The 15,098-nt window shown below is 70.7% G+C and carries 15 protein-coding genes; 1 reads left to right on the top strand and 14 read right to left on the bottom strand.

Features of this window, described 5'->3' with window-relative positions:
* Window positions 1-28: 28 nt before the first annotated feature.
* The 9 genes from QOL15_RS09475 to QOL15_RS09515 all read right to left on the bottom strand — a co-directional run bounded on the left by QOL15_RS09475 (window position 29) and on the right by QOL15_RS09515 (window position 7,676).
* The gene (locus tag QOL15_RS09475; RefSeq protein ID WP_071247292.1) at window positions 29-931 is read right to left on the bottom strand and encodes a F0F1 ATP synthase subunit gamma; all 903 of its coding nucleotides are present in this window, start codon (window positions 929-931) and stop codon (window positions 29-31) included.
* Entirely contained in the window at window positions 932-2,560 is a 1,629-nt protein-coding gene (gene atpA / locus QOL15_RS09480) for a F0F1 ATP synthase subunit alpha (RefSeq protein ID WP_065959254.1), read from the bottom strand.
* 106 nt (window positions 2,561-2,666) lie between these two features.
* The gene (locus tag QOL15_RS09485; RefSeq protein WP_065959256.1) at window positions 2,667-3,461 is read right to left on the bottom strand and encodes a F0F1 ATP synthase subunit delta; all 795 of its coding nucleotides are present in this window, start codon (window positions 3,459-3,461) and stop codon (window positions 2,667-2,669) included.
* A 2-nt stretch (window positions 3,462-3,463) separates the two neighbouring features.
* Window positions 3,464-4,018 (bottom strand): F0F1 ATP synthase subunit B, encoded by a 555-nt coding sequence (locus QOL15_RS09490; RefSeq protein WP_065959259.1) that lies wholly within the window; start codon window positions 4,016-4,018, stop codon window positions 3,464-3,466.
* A gap of 9 nt (window positions 4,019-4,027) precedes the next feature.
* Window positions 4,028-4,264, bottom strand: coding sequence for an ATP synthase F0 subunit C (gene atpE, locus QOL15_RS09495; RefSeq protein WP_027465781.1), 237 nt, complete (start codon window positions 4,262-4,264; stop codon window positions 4,028-4,030).
* Between the two features lie 61 nt (window positions 4,265-4,325).
* Window positions 4,326-5,186, bottom strand: coding sequence for a F0F1 ATP synthase subunit A (atpB, locus tag QOL15_RS09500; protein ID WP_254780165.1), 861 nt, complete (start codon window positions 5,184-5,186; stop codon window positions 4,326-4,328).
* Window positions 5,187-5,290: 104 nt separating this feature from the next.
* Window positions 5,291-5,782, bottom strand: a complete 492-nt coding sequence (locus tag QOL15_RS09505) for a hypothetical protein (protein ID WP_083229954.1) — start codon at window positions 5,780-5,782, stop codon at window positions 5,291-5,293.
* On the bottom strand, window positions 5,779-7,005 hold the full coding sequence (locus QOL15_RS09510) for an MraY family glycosyltransferase (RefSeq protein WP_139197476.1): 1,227 nt from the start codon (window positions 7,003-7,005) through the stop codon (window positions 5,779-5,781). Before QOL15_RS09510 ends, QOL15_RS09505 begins: the two co-directional genes overlap by 4 nt.
* Window positions 7,002-7,676, bottom strand: a complete 675-nt coding sequence (locus QOL15_RS09515; protein WP_065959262.1) for an L-threonylcarbamoyladenylate synthase — start codon at window positions 7,674-7,676, stop codon at window positions 7,002-7,004. The genes QOL15_RS09510 and QOL15_RS09515 overlap by 4 nt, the downstream gene beginning before the upstream one ends.
* Window positions 7,677-7,712: 36 nt before the next feature.
* On the opposite strand from QOL15_RS09515, the gene QOL15_RS09520 reads away from it, so the two are divergent.
* On the top strand, window positions 7,713-8,360 hold the full coding sequence (locus QOL15_RS09520) for an HAD family phosphatase (protein ID WP_175473838.1): 648 nt from the start codon (window positions 7,713-7,715) through the stop codon (window positions 8,358-8,360).
* A 159-nt stretch (window positions 8,361-8,519) separates the two neighbouring features.
* Here QOL15_RS09520 and prmC read toward each other — a convergent pair whose 3' ends face one another.
* The 5 genes from prmC to thrC form a co-directional block, all read right to left on the bottom strand.
* Window positions 8,520-9,431 (bottom strand): peptide chain release factor N(5)-glutamine methyltransferase, encoded by a 912-nt coding sequence (prmC, locus tag QOL15_RS09525; protein WP_370692357.1) that lies wholly within the window; start codon window positions 9,429-9,431, stop codon window positions 8,520-8,522.
* Window positions 9,428-10,510 (bottom strand): peptide chain release factor 1, encoded by a 1,083-nt coding sequence (prfA, locus tag QOL15_RS09530; protein WP_065959270.1) that lies wholly within the window; start codon window positions 10,508-10,510, stop codon window positions 9,428-9,430. Before prfA ends, prmC begins: the two co-directional genes overlap by 4 nt.
* A gap of 3 nt (window positions 10,511-10,513) precedes the next feature.
* Window positions 10,514-12,823, bottom strand: coding sequence for a transcription termination factor Rho (rho, locus tag QOL15_RS09535; RefSeq protein WP_071247288.1), 2,310 nt, complete (start codon window positions 12,821-12,823; stop codon window positions 10,514-10,516).
* A gap of 180 nt (window positions 12,824-13,003) precedes the next feature.
* Window positions 13,004-13,918, bottom strand: a complete 915-nt coding sequence (thrB, locus tag QOL15_RS09540; RefSeq protein WP_071247337.1) for a homoserine kinase — start codon at window positions 13,916-13,918, stop codon at window positions 13,004-13,006.
* 92 nt (window positions 13,919-14,010) lie between these two features.
* On the bottom strand, window positions 14,011-15,090 hold the full coding sequence (thrC, locus tag QOL15_RS09545) for a threonine synthase (protein WP_065959274.1): 1,080 nt from the start codon (window positions 15,088-15,090) through the stop codon (window positions 14,011-14,013).
* Window positions 15,091-15,098: the final 8 nt, after the last annotated feature.

A 15,098-nucleotide genomic window follows, 5' to 3' on the forward strand; every position in this document is an offset into this window, starting at 1 on the left:
GGGGTGGTGTGTCCGCGAACGACGCGGACTACTTCTTCTTCGACGAGAGGGCGTCGGCGCCGCCGACGATCTCGGAGATCTGCTGGGTGATCTCGGCCTGACGCGCGTTGTTCGCGAGACGGGTGTACTCGCTGATGAGCGAGTCGGCGTTGTCGCTGGCGGACTTCATCGCCTTCTGGCGGGCGGCGTGCTCGGAGGCAGCCGACTGCAGCATGGCGTTGAAGATCCGGCTCTCGATGTACACCGGGAGCAGCGCGTCGAGCACCGCGTCGGCGTCCGGCTCGAACTCGTACAGCGGCAGCGGCTCGCCGGACGTCGGCTCCTCGACACCCTCGACGACCTCGAGCGGGAGCAGGCGCACGACCTGCGGCTCCTGGTTCGCCAGGCTGATGAACCGGTTGAAGACGATGTGGATCTCGTCCACCCCGCCCTCGGCCGTGTCCTGGAGGAACTTCGACACGACCGCGTCGCCGATCTCCTTCGCCGTGGCGAACTCGGGCTGGTCGGTGCCGCCGATCCACTGGCGCTCGGACGGGCGCTCACGGAACGCGAAGTACCCGACGGACTTGCGCCCGACCAGGTAGAACACGACGTCCTTGCCCTCGCTGCGGAGCAACGACGCCAGCTCCTCGCCCTGCTTGAGGACGTTGGTGCTGAACGCGCCGTTGAGGCCACGGTCCGAGGTGAAGAGGACGACCGCGGCGCGCGTCGACGTCTCGGGCTCGGTGGTGAGGACGTGGTCGACGTTCGAGAACGTCGCCACGGCCGACACGGCCCGTGTCACGGCCCGCGAGTACGGGCCGGACGCGGCCATGCGGGCCTGCGCCTTCTGGATCCGCGACGCCGAGATCAGCTCCATCGCGCGAGTGACCTTCTTCGTGGTCTTCGCCGACTTGATGCGCTGTCGGTAGACCCGGACCTGTGCCGCCATCTAGCGACGACCCTTGACGATCTGCTCCTGGTCGACGTCCTCGGCCTGGGCCGCGTCGAACTGCTCCGAGCCGAGCGTCTTGCCGTCGCTCGTCTGGAAGCCCTTCGTGAAGGCGTCGATCTCGCGCTCCATCGCAGCGACGGTGTCGTCGCTGAGCTGGTTGGTCTCGCGCAGGGTGGTCAGGACGTCGGAGTTGCGACGCAGGTGCTCGAGCAGCTCGGACTCGAAGCGGAGCACGTCGGAGACGGGCACCTCGTCGAGCTTGCCGTTCGTGCCGGCCCAGATCGAGACGACCTGCTCCTCGACCGGGTACGGCGAGTACTGCGGCTGCTTGAGGAGCTCGGTCAGACGCGCACCACGGTCGAGCTGACGACGCGACGCCTGGTCGAGGTCGGACGCGAACATCGCGAACGCCTCGAGCGAGCGGTACTGCGCGAGCTCGAGCTTGAGCGTGCCGGAGACCTTCTTGATCGACTTGACCTGTGCGTCACCACCGACGCGGGACACCGAGATGCCCACGTCGACGGCCGGACGCTGGTTCGCGTTGAACAGGTCCGACTGCAGGAAGATCTGGCCGTCGGTGATCGAGATCACGTTGGTCGGGATGTACGCCGAGACGTCGTTCGCCTTGGTCTCGATGATGGGCAGACCCGTCATCGAACCGGCGCCGAGCTCGTCGGACAGCTTCGCGCAACGCTCCAGCAGACGGGAGTGCAGGTAGAAGACGTCACCCGGGTAGGCCTCACGCCCCGGCGGACGACGCAGGAGGAGCGACACCGCACGGTAGGCCTCGGCCTGCTTCGACAGGTCGTCGAAGATGATGAGGACGTGCTTGCCCTGGTACATCCAGTGCTGGCCGATGGCCGAACCGGTGTACGGGGCGAGGTACTTGAAGCCGGCCGGGTCGGAGGCGGGGGCCGCGACGATGGTCGTGTACTCCATCGCACCGGCGTCCTCGAGCGCGCCCTTGACGGAGGCGATCGTGGAGCCCTTCTGGCCGATGGCGACGTAGATGCAGCGGACCTGCTTGTTCTCGTCGCCCGACTCCCAGTTGGCCTTCTGGTTGATGATCGTGTCGATCGCGATGGCCGTCTTGCCGGTCTGGCGGTCGCCGATGATCAGCTGACGCTGGCCACGGCCGACGGGGATCATCGCGTCGATCGCCTTGATGCCGGTCTGGAGCGGCTCGTGCACCGACTTGCGGGACATGACGCCGGGCGCCTGCAGCTCGAGGGCACGACGGCCCTCGGCCTGGATCTCGCCGAGGCCGTCGATCGGGGCGCCGAGCGGGTCGACGACGCGACCGAGGAAGCCGTCGCCGACGGGAGCCGAGAGGACCTCACCCGTGCGGGTGACCTCCTGGCCTTCCTCGATGCCGGCGAACTCGCCGAGCACGATGGCGCCGATCTCGTCCTCGTCGAGGTTCTGCGCGAGACCGAGGGTCCCGTCCTCGAAGCGGATGAGCTCGTTCGCCATGACGCCGGGGAGGCCCTCGACGTGCGCGATGCCGTCGCCCGCGTCGGTGACGTGCCCGACCTCGGCCGTGGAGGCCTTCGTCGGCTCGTAGTTCGAGACGAAGTCCTTCAGGGCATCACGGATCTCATCGGGGCTGATGGTGATGTCTGCCATGGGATTTTCCTTGTTGGTTTCCGGGGCCCTGCGGCTCCGAGAGGGTGATGCTGCCTGACCGGCAGTTCCCGTTGTGGACTTGGGTGGGGCGGCTTCGACCGTACGCTCAGCCGGCGAGCTGGAGCCGGAGCTCCGACAGGCGCGTGGACACCGTGCCGTCGATGACGTCGCCACCGACCTGCACGCGCACCCCGCCGACGACCGCGGGGTCGACGACGCGGTTCACGCTGATGTCCTTGCCGTACCGCTCGGCGAGACCCCGGGCGACGCGAGCCGCCTGGCCGTCCGAGAGCGGGGACGCGGTGACGACCGTCGCGACGAGCTTGCCCGCCTGGTCGGCCACGATGCGCGAGGCGTCGCGGACCAGTTCACCGATGCGGCGGCCACGGGGCTGCTGCACGAGGTGCGACAGGATCGCGGTCGTCTGCGCCGACGTCTTGTCCGCGAGGAGCCGCTCGACGAGCGACGCCTTCTCGGACGCACTGCCGAGCTTCGTGCCGAGCGCGAGTTCGAGCTTCGCGTCGGACCGCACCGCGGTCTCGAACGCGAACAGCTCGGCCTCGATCGAGGTGTCCGACGACGCGGTGGCGGCGACGGCGCGGATGCCCGCGTCCTCGATGCCGGCGAGCAGGTCCTCCTGCGAGGACCAGCGCGACCCGGCCACGGCGGTCAGGACCGCGCGCGTCTCGGTCGACTGCCCGGCGAAGACGCGGTCGATCAGCACCTTCTTGCCGACGGCGTCGGCGGTCGGGTCGGACAGCAGGCCCAGGAGCTGCGGCGCACCGGCGATCGCCCGCCCTGCGGCGAGGATCTGGACACCCGTGTCGAGCGTGACGGCACCGCCGAGGTCGGCGAGCACCGCCCTCGTCGACCCGAGTGCTTCCCTGGTGGCGCTGCGCATGCTCAGCGCTCCCCGGCCGTCTGGCCCTGGGACGCCTCGAGGTCGGCGAGGAAGCGGTCCACGACCGCTGCCGACTTCGCGTCGTCCTTGAGCGACTCCCCGATCACGCCGGAGGCGAGGTCGAGGGCGAGGGTGCCCACCTCGCTCCGCAGCGACTGCAGAGCGGACTGGCGCTCGGCCTCGATCTGGGCCTGGGCGTTGGCGGTGATGCGCGCGGCGTCGGCCGAGGCCTGCTCGCGCACCTCGTTGCCGATCGCGGTCGCGTCGGCACGGGCCTGCTCACGGATCCGCGAGGCCTCGGCACGGGCGTCGGCGAGCTGCTTGTTGTACTCGTCGAGCGCGGCCGCGGCCTGCTCCTGGGCAGCTTCGGCCTTCTTGATGCCACCCTCGATGGCCTCGGTGCGCTCATCGAGCATCTTCGTGATGCGCGGCGTGACGACACGCCAGAACACCAGGAAGATGATGACGAAGGCCACCGCGGACCACACGATGTCGTACACCGGGGGGATCAGCGGATTGATGTTCTCCTCCGCCGCGATGATGAGTGCGTGCTGCATCGAGGAACCTTAGTTGGTGAAGATGAAGTACGTCGCGATACCGATGAACGCGAGGGCCTCGGTGAAGGCGATACCGATGTACATGAGGGTCGTCAGGCGGCCCTGGAGCTCGGGCTGGCGAGCGACGGACTCGATCGTCTTGCCGACGACGATGCCGACGCCGATGGCCGGGCCGATCGCAGCGAGGCCGTAGCCAACCGTCGCGATGTTGCCGTTGATCTCCGCGAGAACGGTCGTTGCGTCCACGTGTTTTCCTTTCGAGGTGCGGGTCCGACGGTCGCCGGTCCCGTAGGGGGTCAGTGAGGAATCAGTGCTCGTCGGCCAGCGCCAGCTGGATGTAGACGGCGGTGAGGAGCATGAAGACGTAGGCCTGGAGCAGCGCGACGAGGATCTCGAAGAAGCTGAAGGCGATGCCGAACGCCAGGGTCCCGATGCCGAAGAGCTTGAAGAGGCCCTCGGCGTCGAAGAAGAAGAACCACGTGGCCGAGAAGAACAGGACGAGGAGCAGGTGCCCGACGACCATGTTCATCAGGAGTCGCAGCGTCAGCGTGACGGGACGGAGCACGAAGGTCGAGACCAGCTCGATCGGCGTCACGATGATGTAGAGCGGCCACGGCACCCCGGGCGGGAAGAGCGCGTTGCGGAGGAACGCACCCGGGTGCTTGCGGAGGCCGGCGTAGATGAACGCGACGTAGGCGACGATCGCGAGGATCATCGGCATCGCGATGCGGCTGGTGCCACCGAGGTTCAGCGCCGGGATGAGACCGGTGAGGTTCATGAAGAGGACGCCGAAGAAGATCGTCGCCAGCAGCGGCAGGAACCGCTTGCCGTCCTTCTCACCGAGGTTGTCGAAGGTGTTGCGGCGGACGACGTCGAACGCGTACTCGATGAACGCCTGACCCCGGTTGGGGACGAGCTTCAGTGCACGGGTGCCCGCGAACGCGAAGACGAGCAGCACGGCGACCGCGATGAAGCGGATGATGACGACGCGATCGATCTCGAAGGGCGTGCCCGCGAAGAAGATCGGGTCCGGGAAGAACTCCCCGATCGACGGACCATGGAATTCGGCGGCCTTACTGCTCCCCGCCGCAACGGTGTTGGCCGCAGCGGTGAGGGACAGGGGAAGAGCGTGGGATAGCAGCGCTGTCTCCTGTGTCGGCGCGCGCACGTCATGGCACGCGATGGTGGACTGTGTGGAGGCTGTCCGCTCCGAGCATTGCTCCGGACGCGGACGCAACAAACCCTATCAGGTGAGAGAGCCTGCTCGGGCTCTCAGACGCGCGGGTCGGGCTTCCCAGGCTCTGCCGGTCGGTCCGCGCCGTCACCGGGCAGGGCAACGCCGATCGGGATGCGGGCCTTCGCGACGACGACCACGTCGATCACCAGGGAGCCCACGACGCCGGCGATGATGACGACGGCCAGGACCGGGAAGTCGACCCAGCTCCGGTCGCGCAGGGCGATGAGCACGACGAGGAAGAGCACGAACTTCAGGAACCAGGTCCCCATCACGATGCCGAAGAAGGCGCCGGAGATCATCTGCCCCTTGGAGACGCGCAGCGCCACGAGCACCGAGACCGCCGTCAGGCCGAGGAACACGACGCTGAGCACGGCGCCGAGCAGGCCGCCGACGAGACCGGGCGTGCCGCTGACCACGAGACCCACGACTCCCCCGACGACGGCGAGGGCGACGGCGAGGACGGCCGCCCAGACGAGGATCCGGCGGAACACCGGACGGACGTGGTCGAGCGCGTTCGGTGTGGTCACGAGGGGTCTCCAGGGATCGATCGGTCGTTGGCGGCGCGGTCCAGCGGGTCGAGTCGGGCGTCGACGACGGACGACGACCGGGTGGCGACCTGCGCGGCGAACTCGGCACGCTTGCGGCCCAGCGGGGCGAAGGTGGCGACGGCGCAGACGGTGAAGCCGACCGCGACGACGGCCACGACCCAGTACCAGTCCACGAACAGGAACAGCAGGCAGCCGACCGCGACGGTGGCGGTCCAGGCGTAGAACACGAGGACGGCGTGGAAGTGCGAGTGGCCCATGTCGAGCAGGCGGTGGTGCAGGTGCTTGCGATCGGCCGAGAACGGCGACTTCCCCGCACTGAGCCGCCGGGTGACCGCCAGCCCGAAGTCGAGGATCGGCACGATGAGGATCGCGAACGGCAGCAGGATCGGGATGAACGCCGGCAGGAGCGCCTGGCGTGTCTGCACCGCGGCGGGGTCGATGTTGCCCGTGACCGACACCGCGCTCGTGGCCATCAGGAAGCCGACGAGGAGCGCACCCGCGTCGCCCATGAAGAGCTTCGCGGGGTGCCAGTTCAGCACGAGGAAGCCGGCGCACGCGCCGACGAGCACCGCGGTGAGCAGCGACGGGAGGTTGAAGAAGAACTCGGTCTGCACGACCACGCGGTTGATGAAGAACGTGTAGAGGAAGAACACCCCTCCCGCGATGATCGCGACTCCGGCGACCAGGCCGTCGAGCCCGTCGATGAAGTTGACCGCGTTCATCACGAGCACCACGGCGAGCACGGTGAAGATCAGGCTCATGTACGAGGACCCGACCCCGAGCGTGTTGCCGATGGGCAGCGACACGATCGCGACGCCCTGCCACGCGAGGATGCCCGCGGCGATGATCTGCCCCGCGAGCTTCGTCATCCAGTCGAGGTCCCAGATGTCGTCCGCGACGCCGAGGACCACGATGATGGTCGCCCCGCCGAGCACGGCGAGCACGCGGCCCGGTTCGCTGAACACCAGCCGGAAGTAGTCGGTGCCCGCGATCGACGGGAACAGGAACCACGCCGCGAGCATCGCGACGATGACGCCGATGTACATCGCGATGCCGCCGAGCCGCGGCGTCGGCGTGCGGTGCACGTCACGCTCGCGGACCTTCGGGTACCAGCCGTACCGCAGCCCGGCCTTCCACACGATCCAGCTCATGCAGAAGCTCACGACCGCGGCGATCGCCCCCGCGAGCAGGTAGTACTTCACGAGACGTGGTCGGCTCCGACGACCCGGACGATCTCGTCGTCGGGGATCACCCCGTGCCGGACGATCGTCAGCGTGCCGCCGGACGAGAGGCCCGTCGCGTCGACGATCGTCGACCCGGTGGACGCGGCGAAGCCCTCGTGCTCGGGGAGCGGTCCGCCGTCGAGGTAGACCGACACGCTGTCGCCGAGCATCGCCTCGGCACGGTCCACGTCCATCGCGGCCGGGTCCCCCGTGCTGTTCGCCGAGGAGACCGCGAGCGGGCCGACCTCCTGCAGGAGCTCGAGCGCGATGCGCGAGTCGGGCATGCGGAGCGCCACGGTGCCCCGGGTCTCCCCCAGGTCCCAGTCGAGCGACGGCTGCGCGCGCAGGATCACCGTGAGCCCGCCGGGCCAGAAGGCATCGACGAGGTCGCGGACCTGCTGCGGGATGTCGGTCGCCAGCGCCTCGAGCGTCGCCGGGCCGGGGATCAGCACGGGCGGCGGGGACTGGCGCGTCCGCCCCTTGGCGTCGAGCAGCCGCTGGACGGCACTCGCGCTGAACGCGTCCGCCGCCAGGCCGTACACGGTGTCGGTGGGGACGACGACGAGCTCTCCGCGTCCGAGCGCGGCACGTGCGAGCCGCATCCCGGTCAGGAGCCCGTCGGGGTCGGTGCAGTCGTATCGGGAGGCCATGACTCGACGATGATAGTGCGACACAATGGTGGCATCGTGAACGAGACGCCCGCGCCCCGACTCCTGTTCCTGTTCGACATGGACGAAGTCCTGGTCCACTACGACTGGCGGGTCCGCATGGCAGCCCTCGCCGAGCTCACCGGACACTCCTTCGAGGAGCTGCGTCGCCGCTGGTGGGACTGCGGCAACGAGGCCCGCGCCGAGGCCGGCCACTACCCCGACGCCGACGCCTACCTGGCGGCCTTCGCCGAGGCGATGGGCTGCGACGTCCCGGAGGACGAGTGGGCACGGATCCGCGGTGCCGCGATGACCGAACTCCCCGAGCGGGTCGAGGCGGTCCGGATCGCCGCTGAGCACGGCCGCGTCGGCCTGCTCACGAACAACGGGCCGCTCGCCGGACGCTGGATCCCGCGCTGGGCGCCGTCGCTGCCGCCGCTGTTCGGTGAGCACCTGGACACGACGAGCGCGTTCGGCGCCCGGAAGCCCGACCGCGCCGTGTTCGAGCGGGCGCTGGCACACCACGGGGTGCCCGCCGAGCGCGCGTTCTTCGCCGACGACATGCCGGTCAACGTCGAGGCGGCTGCGAGCGTCGGCATCCACGCCGTGCTCGTCGAGGACCACACCGACCTGCGCGAGGCCGTGCGCGCCTTCGTCGCCGCCCGCGAGCAGATCACGGTCGCCTGACCCGCGGGGTCGCCCCGAGCACCGGCCGGGAGGCGCAACACACCTCGGCCGGTCGCGTCACGCGGACCGCGTGGTCACGGCCGGGAGGCGCGACACACCTCCGCCGGTCGGGTCACGCGGACCGCGTGGTCACGGCCGGGAGGCGCTGCTCGCCCCCGGCTAGCGGGTCGCCGTGGTCGTGCGGTCGCGACCGGTGAGGTCGACGTGCGTCTCCGGCGAGCGGAACCCGCGGCGCGCCAGCACCTCGCGGACGCCGGCGCCCTGCTGCTCGGCGTGCTCGACGACCACCAGGCCGCCCGGCACGAGGAGCCGCCACGCCGTCTCGGTCAGCGCCCGGACGGCGTCGAGGCCGTCCGGGCCGCCGTACAACGCGAGGGCCGGGTCGTGGTCGCGGACCTCCGGATCGACCGGCACCATGTCGTCCGGGACGTACGGCGGGTTCGACACGACGACCGACACGGTGCCGTCGAGCTCGGGCAGCGCGTCGCCGAGGTCGCCCTCGACGAGCCGGACCGTCCCGCCGTGGGCCTCGATGTTCCGGCGGGTCCACGGCAGCGCCTCGGGTGAGCGTTCGACCGCGTACACGACGGCGTTCGGCACCTCGGTGTCCATCGCGATGGCGATCGCCCCGCTGCCGGACCCCAGGTCGACGGCGACCGGCTCGGCGACCGCGGTCGCCCGGAGCGCGTCGATGCCGAACTGCACGACGCCCTCGGTCTCCGGCCGCGGCACGAAGACGCCGGGGCCGACCGCCAGGGTCAGGGCGCGGAAGTGCGCCTCGCCCGTGATGTGCTGCAGCGGCTCGCGCGTGACCCGGCGTGCCACCGCGTGCCGGAAGCGCTCGACGTGCTCCCCCGCGATGGCGCCGCCGGTCAGTGCGCGCACCTGCACGGCCCCGCGCGAGGTCCCGGACGCCCAGGCGAGCAGCAGCTCGGCGTCGACCCGTGCCGACGGCACGCCGTGCGCGACGAGCGCGGCGACCGCCTCGTCGAGCAGGCGGTCGGCCGCGAACGGGACGGACGTGGCGGGGGCGGGTCGCGCCTCCCGTCCGTCCTCCGTCGGTCCGGTCACGCGTCCTGGTCGCCGATGGCGGCCAGGCGGGCCTCCTCGTCCGCGCTGATGGCGGACTGGACCACGGGCTCCAGCGCACCGTTCATCACACGGTCCAGGTCGTACGCCTTGTACCCGGTGCGGTGGTCCGCGATGCGGTTCTCCGGGAAGTTGTACGTGCGGATGCGCTCCGAGCGGTCCATTCCCCGGATCTGCGACTTGCGCGCGTCCGACGCGATGGCGTCGAGCTCCTCCTGCTGGCGTGCGAGGATGCGCGCCCGCAGGACGCGCATGCCGGCCTCGCGGTTCTGCAGCTGCGACTTCTCGTTCTGCATCGCGACCGTGATGCCCGTGGGCAGGTGCGTGATGCGGACCGCGGAGTCCGTCGTGTTCACGGACTGGCCGCCGGGACCGGAGGACCGGTAGACGTCGATCTTGAGGTCGTTCTGGTTGATCTGGACCTCCTCGGGCTCGTCAACCTCGGGGAACACCAGCACGCCGGTGGTCGACGTGTGGATGCGCCCCTGCGACTCGGTCGCCGGCACCCGCTGCACGCGGTGCACCCCGCCCTCGTACTTGAGGTGTGCCCAGACGCCCTGCGACGGGTCCGTCGTGTTCGACTTGATCGCGACCTGGACGTCCTTGTAGCCGCCGAGGTCGGACTCGGTGCGCTCGAGGAGCTCGACCTTCCAGCCCTTCGTCTCCGCGTAGTGCGTGTACATGCGCAGCAGGTCCGCGGCGAACAGCGCCGACTCCTCGCCGCCCTCGCCGCCCTTGATCTCCATGATCACGTCGCGGCCGTCGTCGGGGTCGCGCGGGATGAGCAGCCGGCGCAGGCGCTCCTGCCGCTCGGCCAGCTGCTCCTCGAGCGAGGGGACCTCGTCCGCGAAGGCGTCGTCCTCACGGGCGAGCTCCCTGGCGGCGGCGAGGTCCTCCCCCGCCGCCTGCCAGGCCTCGTACGCGGCCTTGATCTGGTTGAGCTCGGCGTAGCGCCGGTTCACCTTCTTCGCGCGGGCTGCGTCGGCGTGGAGCGCGGGGTCCGACAGCTGCTGCGTCAGGTCCTCGTGTTCCGCCAGCAGCCCTGCCACCGACTCGAACACCGGTTACTCCTGGTGGCCGTCGTGGCGCCCGCCGGTCGACGGGACCGACTTCTGCACCTGGACCAGGAACTCGACGTTCGACTGCGTCTCCTTGAGGTTGCGCAGCACGATCTCGAGCGCCTGCTGGGTGTCGAGGCCGGCGAGGGCCCGACGCAGCCGCCAGGTGATCGTGACCTCGTCGGCGGAGAGCAGCTGCTCCTCGCGACGGGTGCCCGAGGCGTTCACGTCGACGGCGGGGAAGATCCGCTTGTCTGCGAGGTGACGGTTGAGGCGGAGCTCCATGTTGCCGGTGCCCTTGAACTCCTCGAAGATCACCTCGTCCATCTTCGAACCGGTCTCGACGAGGGCGGTCGCGAGGATGGTGAGCGAGCCGCCGTCCTCGATGTTGCGCGCGGCGCCGAAGAAGCGCTTGGCCGGGTAGAGCGCGGCCGAGTCGACGCCACCGGAGAGCACGCGGCCCGACGGCGGGGTGGACAGGTTGTACGCGCGGCCCAGACGGGTGATCGAGTCGAGCAGGACGACCACGTCGTGGCCGAGCTCGACGAGACGCTTCGCACGCTCGATCGCCAGCTCGGCGACCGTGGTGTGGTCCTCGGCGGGACGGTCGAAGGTCGAGGCGATGACCTCGCCCTTCACCGTGCGCTGCATGTCGGTGACCTCTTCGGGCCGCTCGTCCACGAGCACGACCATGAGGTGCGCCTCGGGGTTGTTCTTGGCGATGGCGTTCGCGATCGCCTGGAGCACGACGGTCTTGCCGGCCTTCGGCGGCGACACGATGAGGCCGCGCTGGCCCTTGCCGATCGGCGACACGAGGTCGATGATCCGCGTCGACAGCTTCTGCGGCTCGGTCTCGAGGCGCAGACGCTCGTTCGGGTACAGCGGGGTGAGGTCCTGGAAGTCGACGCGCGCGGCGGCCTCGTCGGCGGTCTGACCGTTGACGGAGTCGACCTTGACGAGCGCGTTGTACTTCTGGCGGCTCTGCTGGTCGTCGTTCCGCGGCTGCTTGATCGAGCCGACGATCGCGTCGCCCTTGCGCAGGTGGTACTTCTTCACCTGGCCGAGGGAGACGTAGACGTCGCTCGGACCCGGCAGGTAGCCGGTCGTGCGGACGAACGCGTAGTTGTCGAGGACGTCGAGGATGCCCGCGATCGGGATCAGGACGTCGTCCTCGGTGACCTCGGGCTCGAAGTCGTCGTTCTGGGCGCCGCGGCCGCGCTTGCGGTCGCGCTGACGACGGCCGCGGCCGTTCTCCGCCTCGGCCTCGGCCTGCTGCTTCTGCTGCGCGGCCTGCTGCTGGCCGTTCTGCTGACCGTTCTGCTGCTGGCCGTTCTGCTGCTGGCCGTTCTGCTGCTGGCCGTTCTGCTTCTGCTGGGCGCGCTCGTCGGTCGACTTCTGCTCGTCCTGCTGCTTGCCGTTCTTCTGGCCGCCCTGCTGGCCGTTCTGCTGCTGACCGTTCTGCTGCTCGGTGCCCTGCTGCTCGCCGGCGTCACCGTTCTGCCCGCGACCGCGACCACGACCACGGCTGCGACGCCCGCGGCGCGAGCCGCCGTCCTGGTCGCCCTGGGACTGGTCGTCCTGACTCGACTGGCCCTGACCGGACTGGCCCTGACCCGAGTGGCCCTGGTCGGACTGCTCGGTGGTGTCGGCGTCGGCGACGACGTCGGCGGCCGCAGCACGTGCCTCCTGGCCGGCGTCCTGCTGGACGTCGTCGCGCTGCGCGGCGTCCTGGCGGCCGGCGCGGTTCCCGCGCCCACGGCGCTGCCCGGACTGGGCGGCTTCCTGGGCGTCCTTCTCGGCGCGGACCTGGTCGAGCCCGGCGAGGAGGTCCTCGGTGCCGGTGTGACCGTGGTTGGTGTGCTCCGCTGCCGAGGTCGGCGCGGCGGTGACGGTGCCACCGGAGGTGACGCGGCGCGAGCGGCGGCCACGCGGGCCACCCTGCTCGGGCGCGGCCTGCTCGGTGGCGGCCTGCTCGGTGGCGGCCTGCTCCGGGGCGGACTGCTGCGCGGCGGGCTGCTCGGGGGCGACCTGCTCGGGCGCGGCCTGCTGGGCGACCGGCTGCTCGGGAGCCTGCTGCGCGGCGGGCTGCTCGGTGGCCGGCTCGTCGGCGACGGGCAGCTCGACCGGTGCCGCAGCGGCGGCCTGCTCGGCGTCGACCGGGCGCTTGTCCTCGATCGAGGCGATGAGGTCGCCCTTGCGGAGCTTGGAGAGCCCGGTGATGCCGAGCGAGGAAGCGATCCGCTGGAGCTCCGGGAGTCGGAGGGCGCGCAGGTCGCTGGGGATCTCCACCGGGGTGGAGTCGTTGACGTTCGTCAAGGTGGGTGTTTCCTTTCGAACCGCAGAACGCGGAGAGTTTCCACCGTCCCGGCGCGCACAGGTTGGGCGTCGACCGTCGTTCAGACGACGGTCCGGGATTCGGTGATCAGGAAGAGAATGCCCCCGCGCACCAGACCCTGCGCTGGCGGAGAGGGGTCCTGGTGAGGAGCGTCCTGACGCCTACGCGGGATCGGCTTCGAGCGCCGAGTGCGGCACCACTGTAGCACCACCGAGGTCGACGGCCAGCATGAGCGCCCGCCAGTCGGACTCCGCGTGTCGCGCCACGAGGTCGGCTGCCGTGAGGCGCTGCGACGGGTCGCTGCCGAGCACGAGCAGGCTCGGCCCGGCGCCCGACACGACGGCCGCGAGTCCGTGCTGCCGGAGCAGGCCGATGAGCGCGTCGGTCTCGGGCATCGCGCTCGCCCGGTACGACTGGTGCAGGCGGTCCTCGGTCGCGGCGAGCAGGAGCTCCGGGCTCTGGATGAGCGCCGCCACGAGCAGTGCCGAGCGGGACACGTTGAACGCGGCGTCCTCGTGGGGCACGCTCGCGGGCTGCAGCGACCGCGCGAGCTTGGTGGAGAGCGTCGACGTCGGCACGAACACCACGGGCGAGACGCCGCGGTGCACGAGCAGCCGCTTGTGGGCCGGTCCGTCCGGGGTCATCCACGCGATGGTCAGGCCGCCGAACAGTGCCGGGGCCACGTTGTCCGGGTGCCCCTCCATCTCGGTGGCCAGGGCGAGGAGCGTCGCGGCGTCGAGGTCGACGATGCCCTCGAGGAGTCCCCTCGCGGCCATCAGCCCGGCGACGATCGCCGCCGCCGAGGACCCCATGCCGCGGCCGTGCGCGATCGCGTTGACCGCGTGCAGCTCGAGGCCGGGTTGCTCGACCCCGGCGTGCGCGAGGCCGCGGCGGACCGCCTGCACGACGAGGTTCGTGTCGTCGGAGGCCACCTCGCCGGCGCCGACGCCCTCGACCGTCACGGTCGCGCCGGGCTCCGGACGGACGCGCACGACGACCTCGTCGTACAGCGCCAGGGCGAGCCCGAGCGAGTCGAAGCCCGGCCCGAGGTTCGCCGACGTGGCCGGCACGCGCACGCGGACCGCCCGTCCGGCCGGTACAGCACCGCGGGCGGGTGCGGCGGTGTGGGCGGTCGTGGCCTCCCCCGGTCCGGACGAGCGGTCGATGCTCACGCGGGGCCGACCAGTCCGAGCACCTCGGCGACCGACTTCGTGTCCACCGGCACGCTCGTCGGGGTGACCTCGCCGCCGTCCGGGCTGCGGAGCGCCCACTGCGGGTCCTTCAGGCCGTGGCCGGTCACCGTGATGACGACCGTCGCGCCCTGCGGCACGACACCGGCGTCGGCGCGCTCGAGCAGGCCGGCGACGCCGATCGCGGACGCGGGCTCGACGAACACGCCGACCTCGGCGGACAGGATGCGGTGCGCCGCGAGGATGCCCTCGTCGGTGATCGCACCGAAGTACCCGTCGGTCTCGTCGCGTGCCTCGAGGGCGAACTGCCACGACGCGGGGTTGCCGATGCGGATGGCCGAGGCGATGGTGTCCGGCTGGCGGACGACCTCGCCGCGCACGATCGGCGCGGAACCGGCGGCCTGGAACCCGAACATGCGGGGCATCTTGGTCGAGCGACCGGCCGCGACGTCCTCGCGGTAGCCGCGGGAGTACGCCGTGTAGTTGCCCGCGTTGCCGACCGGCAGGAAGTGGAAGTCCGGCGCGTCGCCGAGCACGTCGACGACCTCGAAGGCCGCGGTCTTCTGGCCCTCGATGCGGTCGTTGTTCACCGAGTTGACCAGGTGCACCGGGTAGTTCGCGGCGAGGTCGCGCGCGATGTCGAGGCAGTCGTCGAAGTTGCCCTGCACCTGGAGCAGCTGCGCGTCGTGCGCGACGGCCTGGCTGAGCTTGCCCATCGCGATCTTGCCCTCGGGCACGAGCACCGCCGCGGTGATGCCGGCGTGCGTGGCGTACGCGGCGGCCGATGCGCTCGTGTTGCCGGTCGAGGCGCAGATGACGGCCTTCGCGCCGTGCTCGACGGCCTTCGAGATCGCCATCGTCATGCCGCGGTCCTTGAAGGAGCCGGTCGGGTTCATCCCCTCGAACTTGACGTACACGTCGGCGCCGGTCCGCTCGGACAGCCGTCGCGCCGGGATGAGCGGGGTGCCGCCCTCGCCGAGGGTGACGACCGGCGTCGCCTCGGTGACGTCGAGACGGTCGGCGTACTCGCGCAGGACTCCCTGCCACTGGTGGGCCATCAGGCTCT

It is taken from the genome of Curtobacterium sp. MCBA15_012, from assembly GCF_001864935.2.
In the GTDB taxonomy this organism is placed as follows: domain Bacteria; phylum Actinomycetota; class Actinomycetes; order Actinomycetales; family Microbacteriaceae; genus Curtobacterium.

Bases quoted from the DNA above. Each gene is read 5' to 3' on its own strand.
- QOL15_RS09475 (WP_071247292.1), bottom strand. From the start codon at position 931: ATGGCGGCACAGGTCCGGGTCTACCGACAGCGCATCAAGTCGGCGAAG.
- atpA (WP_065959254.1), bottom strand. From the start codon at position 2,560: ATGGCAGACATCACCATCAGCCCCGATGAGATCCGTGATGCCCTGAAG.
- QOL15_RS09485 (WP_065959256.1), bottom strand. From the start codon at position 3,461: ATGCGCAGCGCCACCAGGGAAGCACTCGGGTCGACGAGGGCGGTGCTC.
- QOL15_RS09490 (WP_065959259.1), bottom strand. From the start codon at position 4,018: ATGCAGCACGCACTCATCATCGCGGCGGAGGAGAACATCAATCCGCTG.
- QOL15_RS09515 (WP_065959262.1), bottom strand. From the start codon at position 7,676: ATGGCCTCCCGATACGACTGCACCGACCCCGACGGGCTCCTGACCGGG.
- thrC (WP_065959274.1), bottom strand. From the start codon at position 15,090: ATGGCCCACCAGTGGCAGGGAGTCCTGCGCGAGTACGCCGACCGTCTC.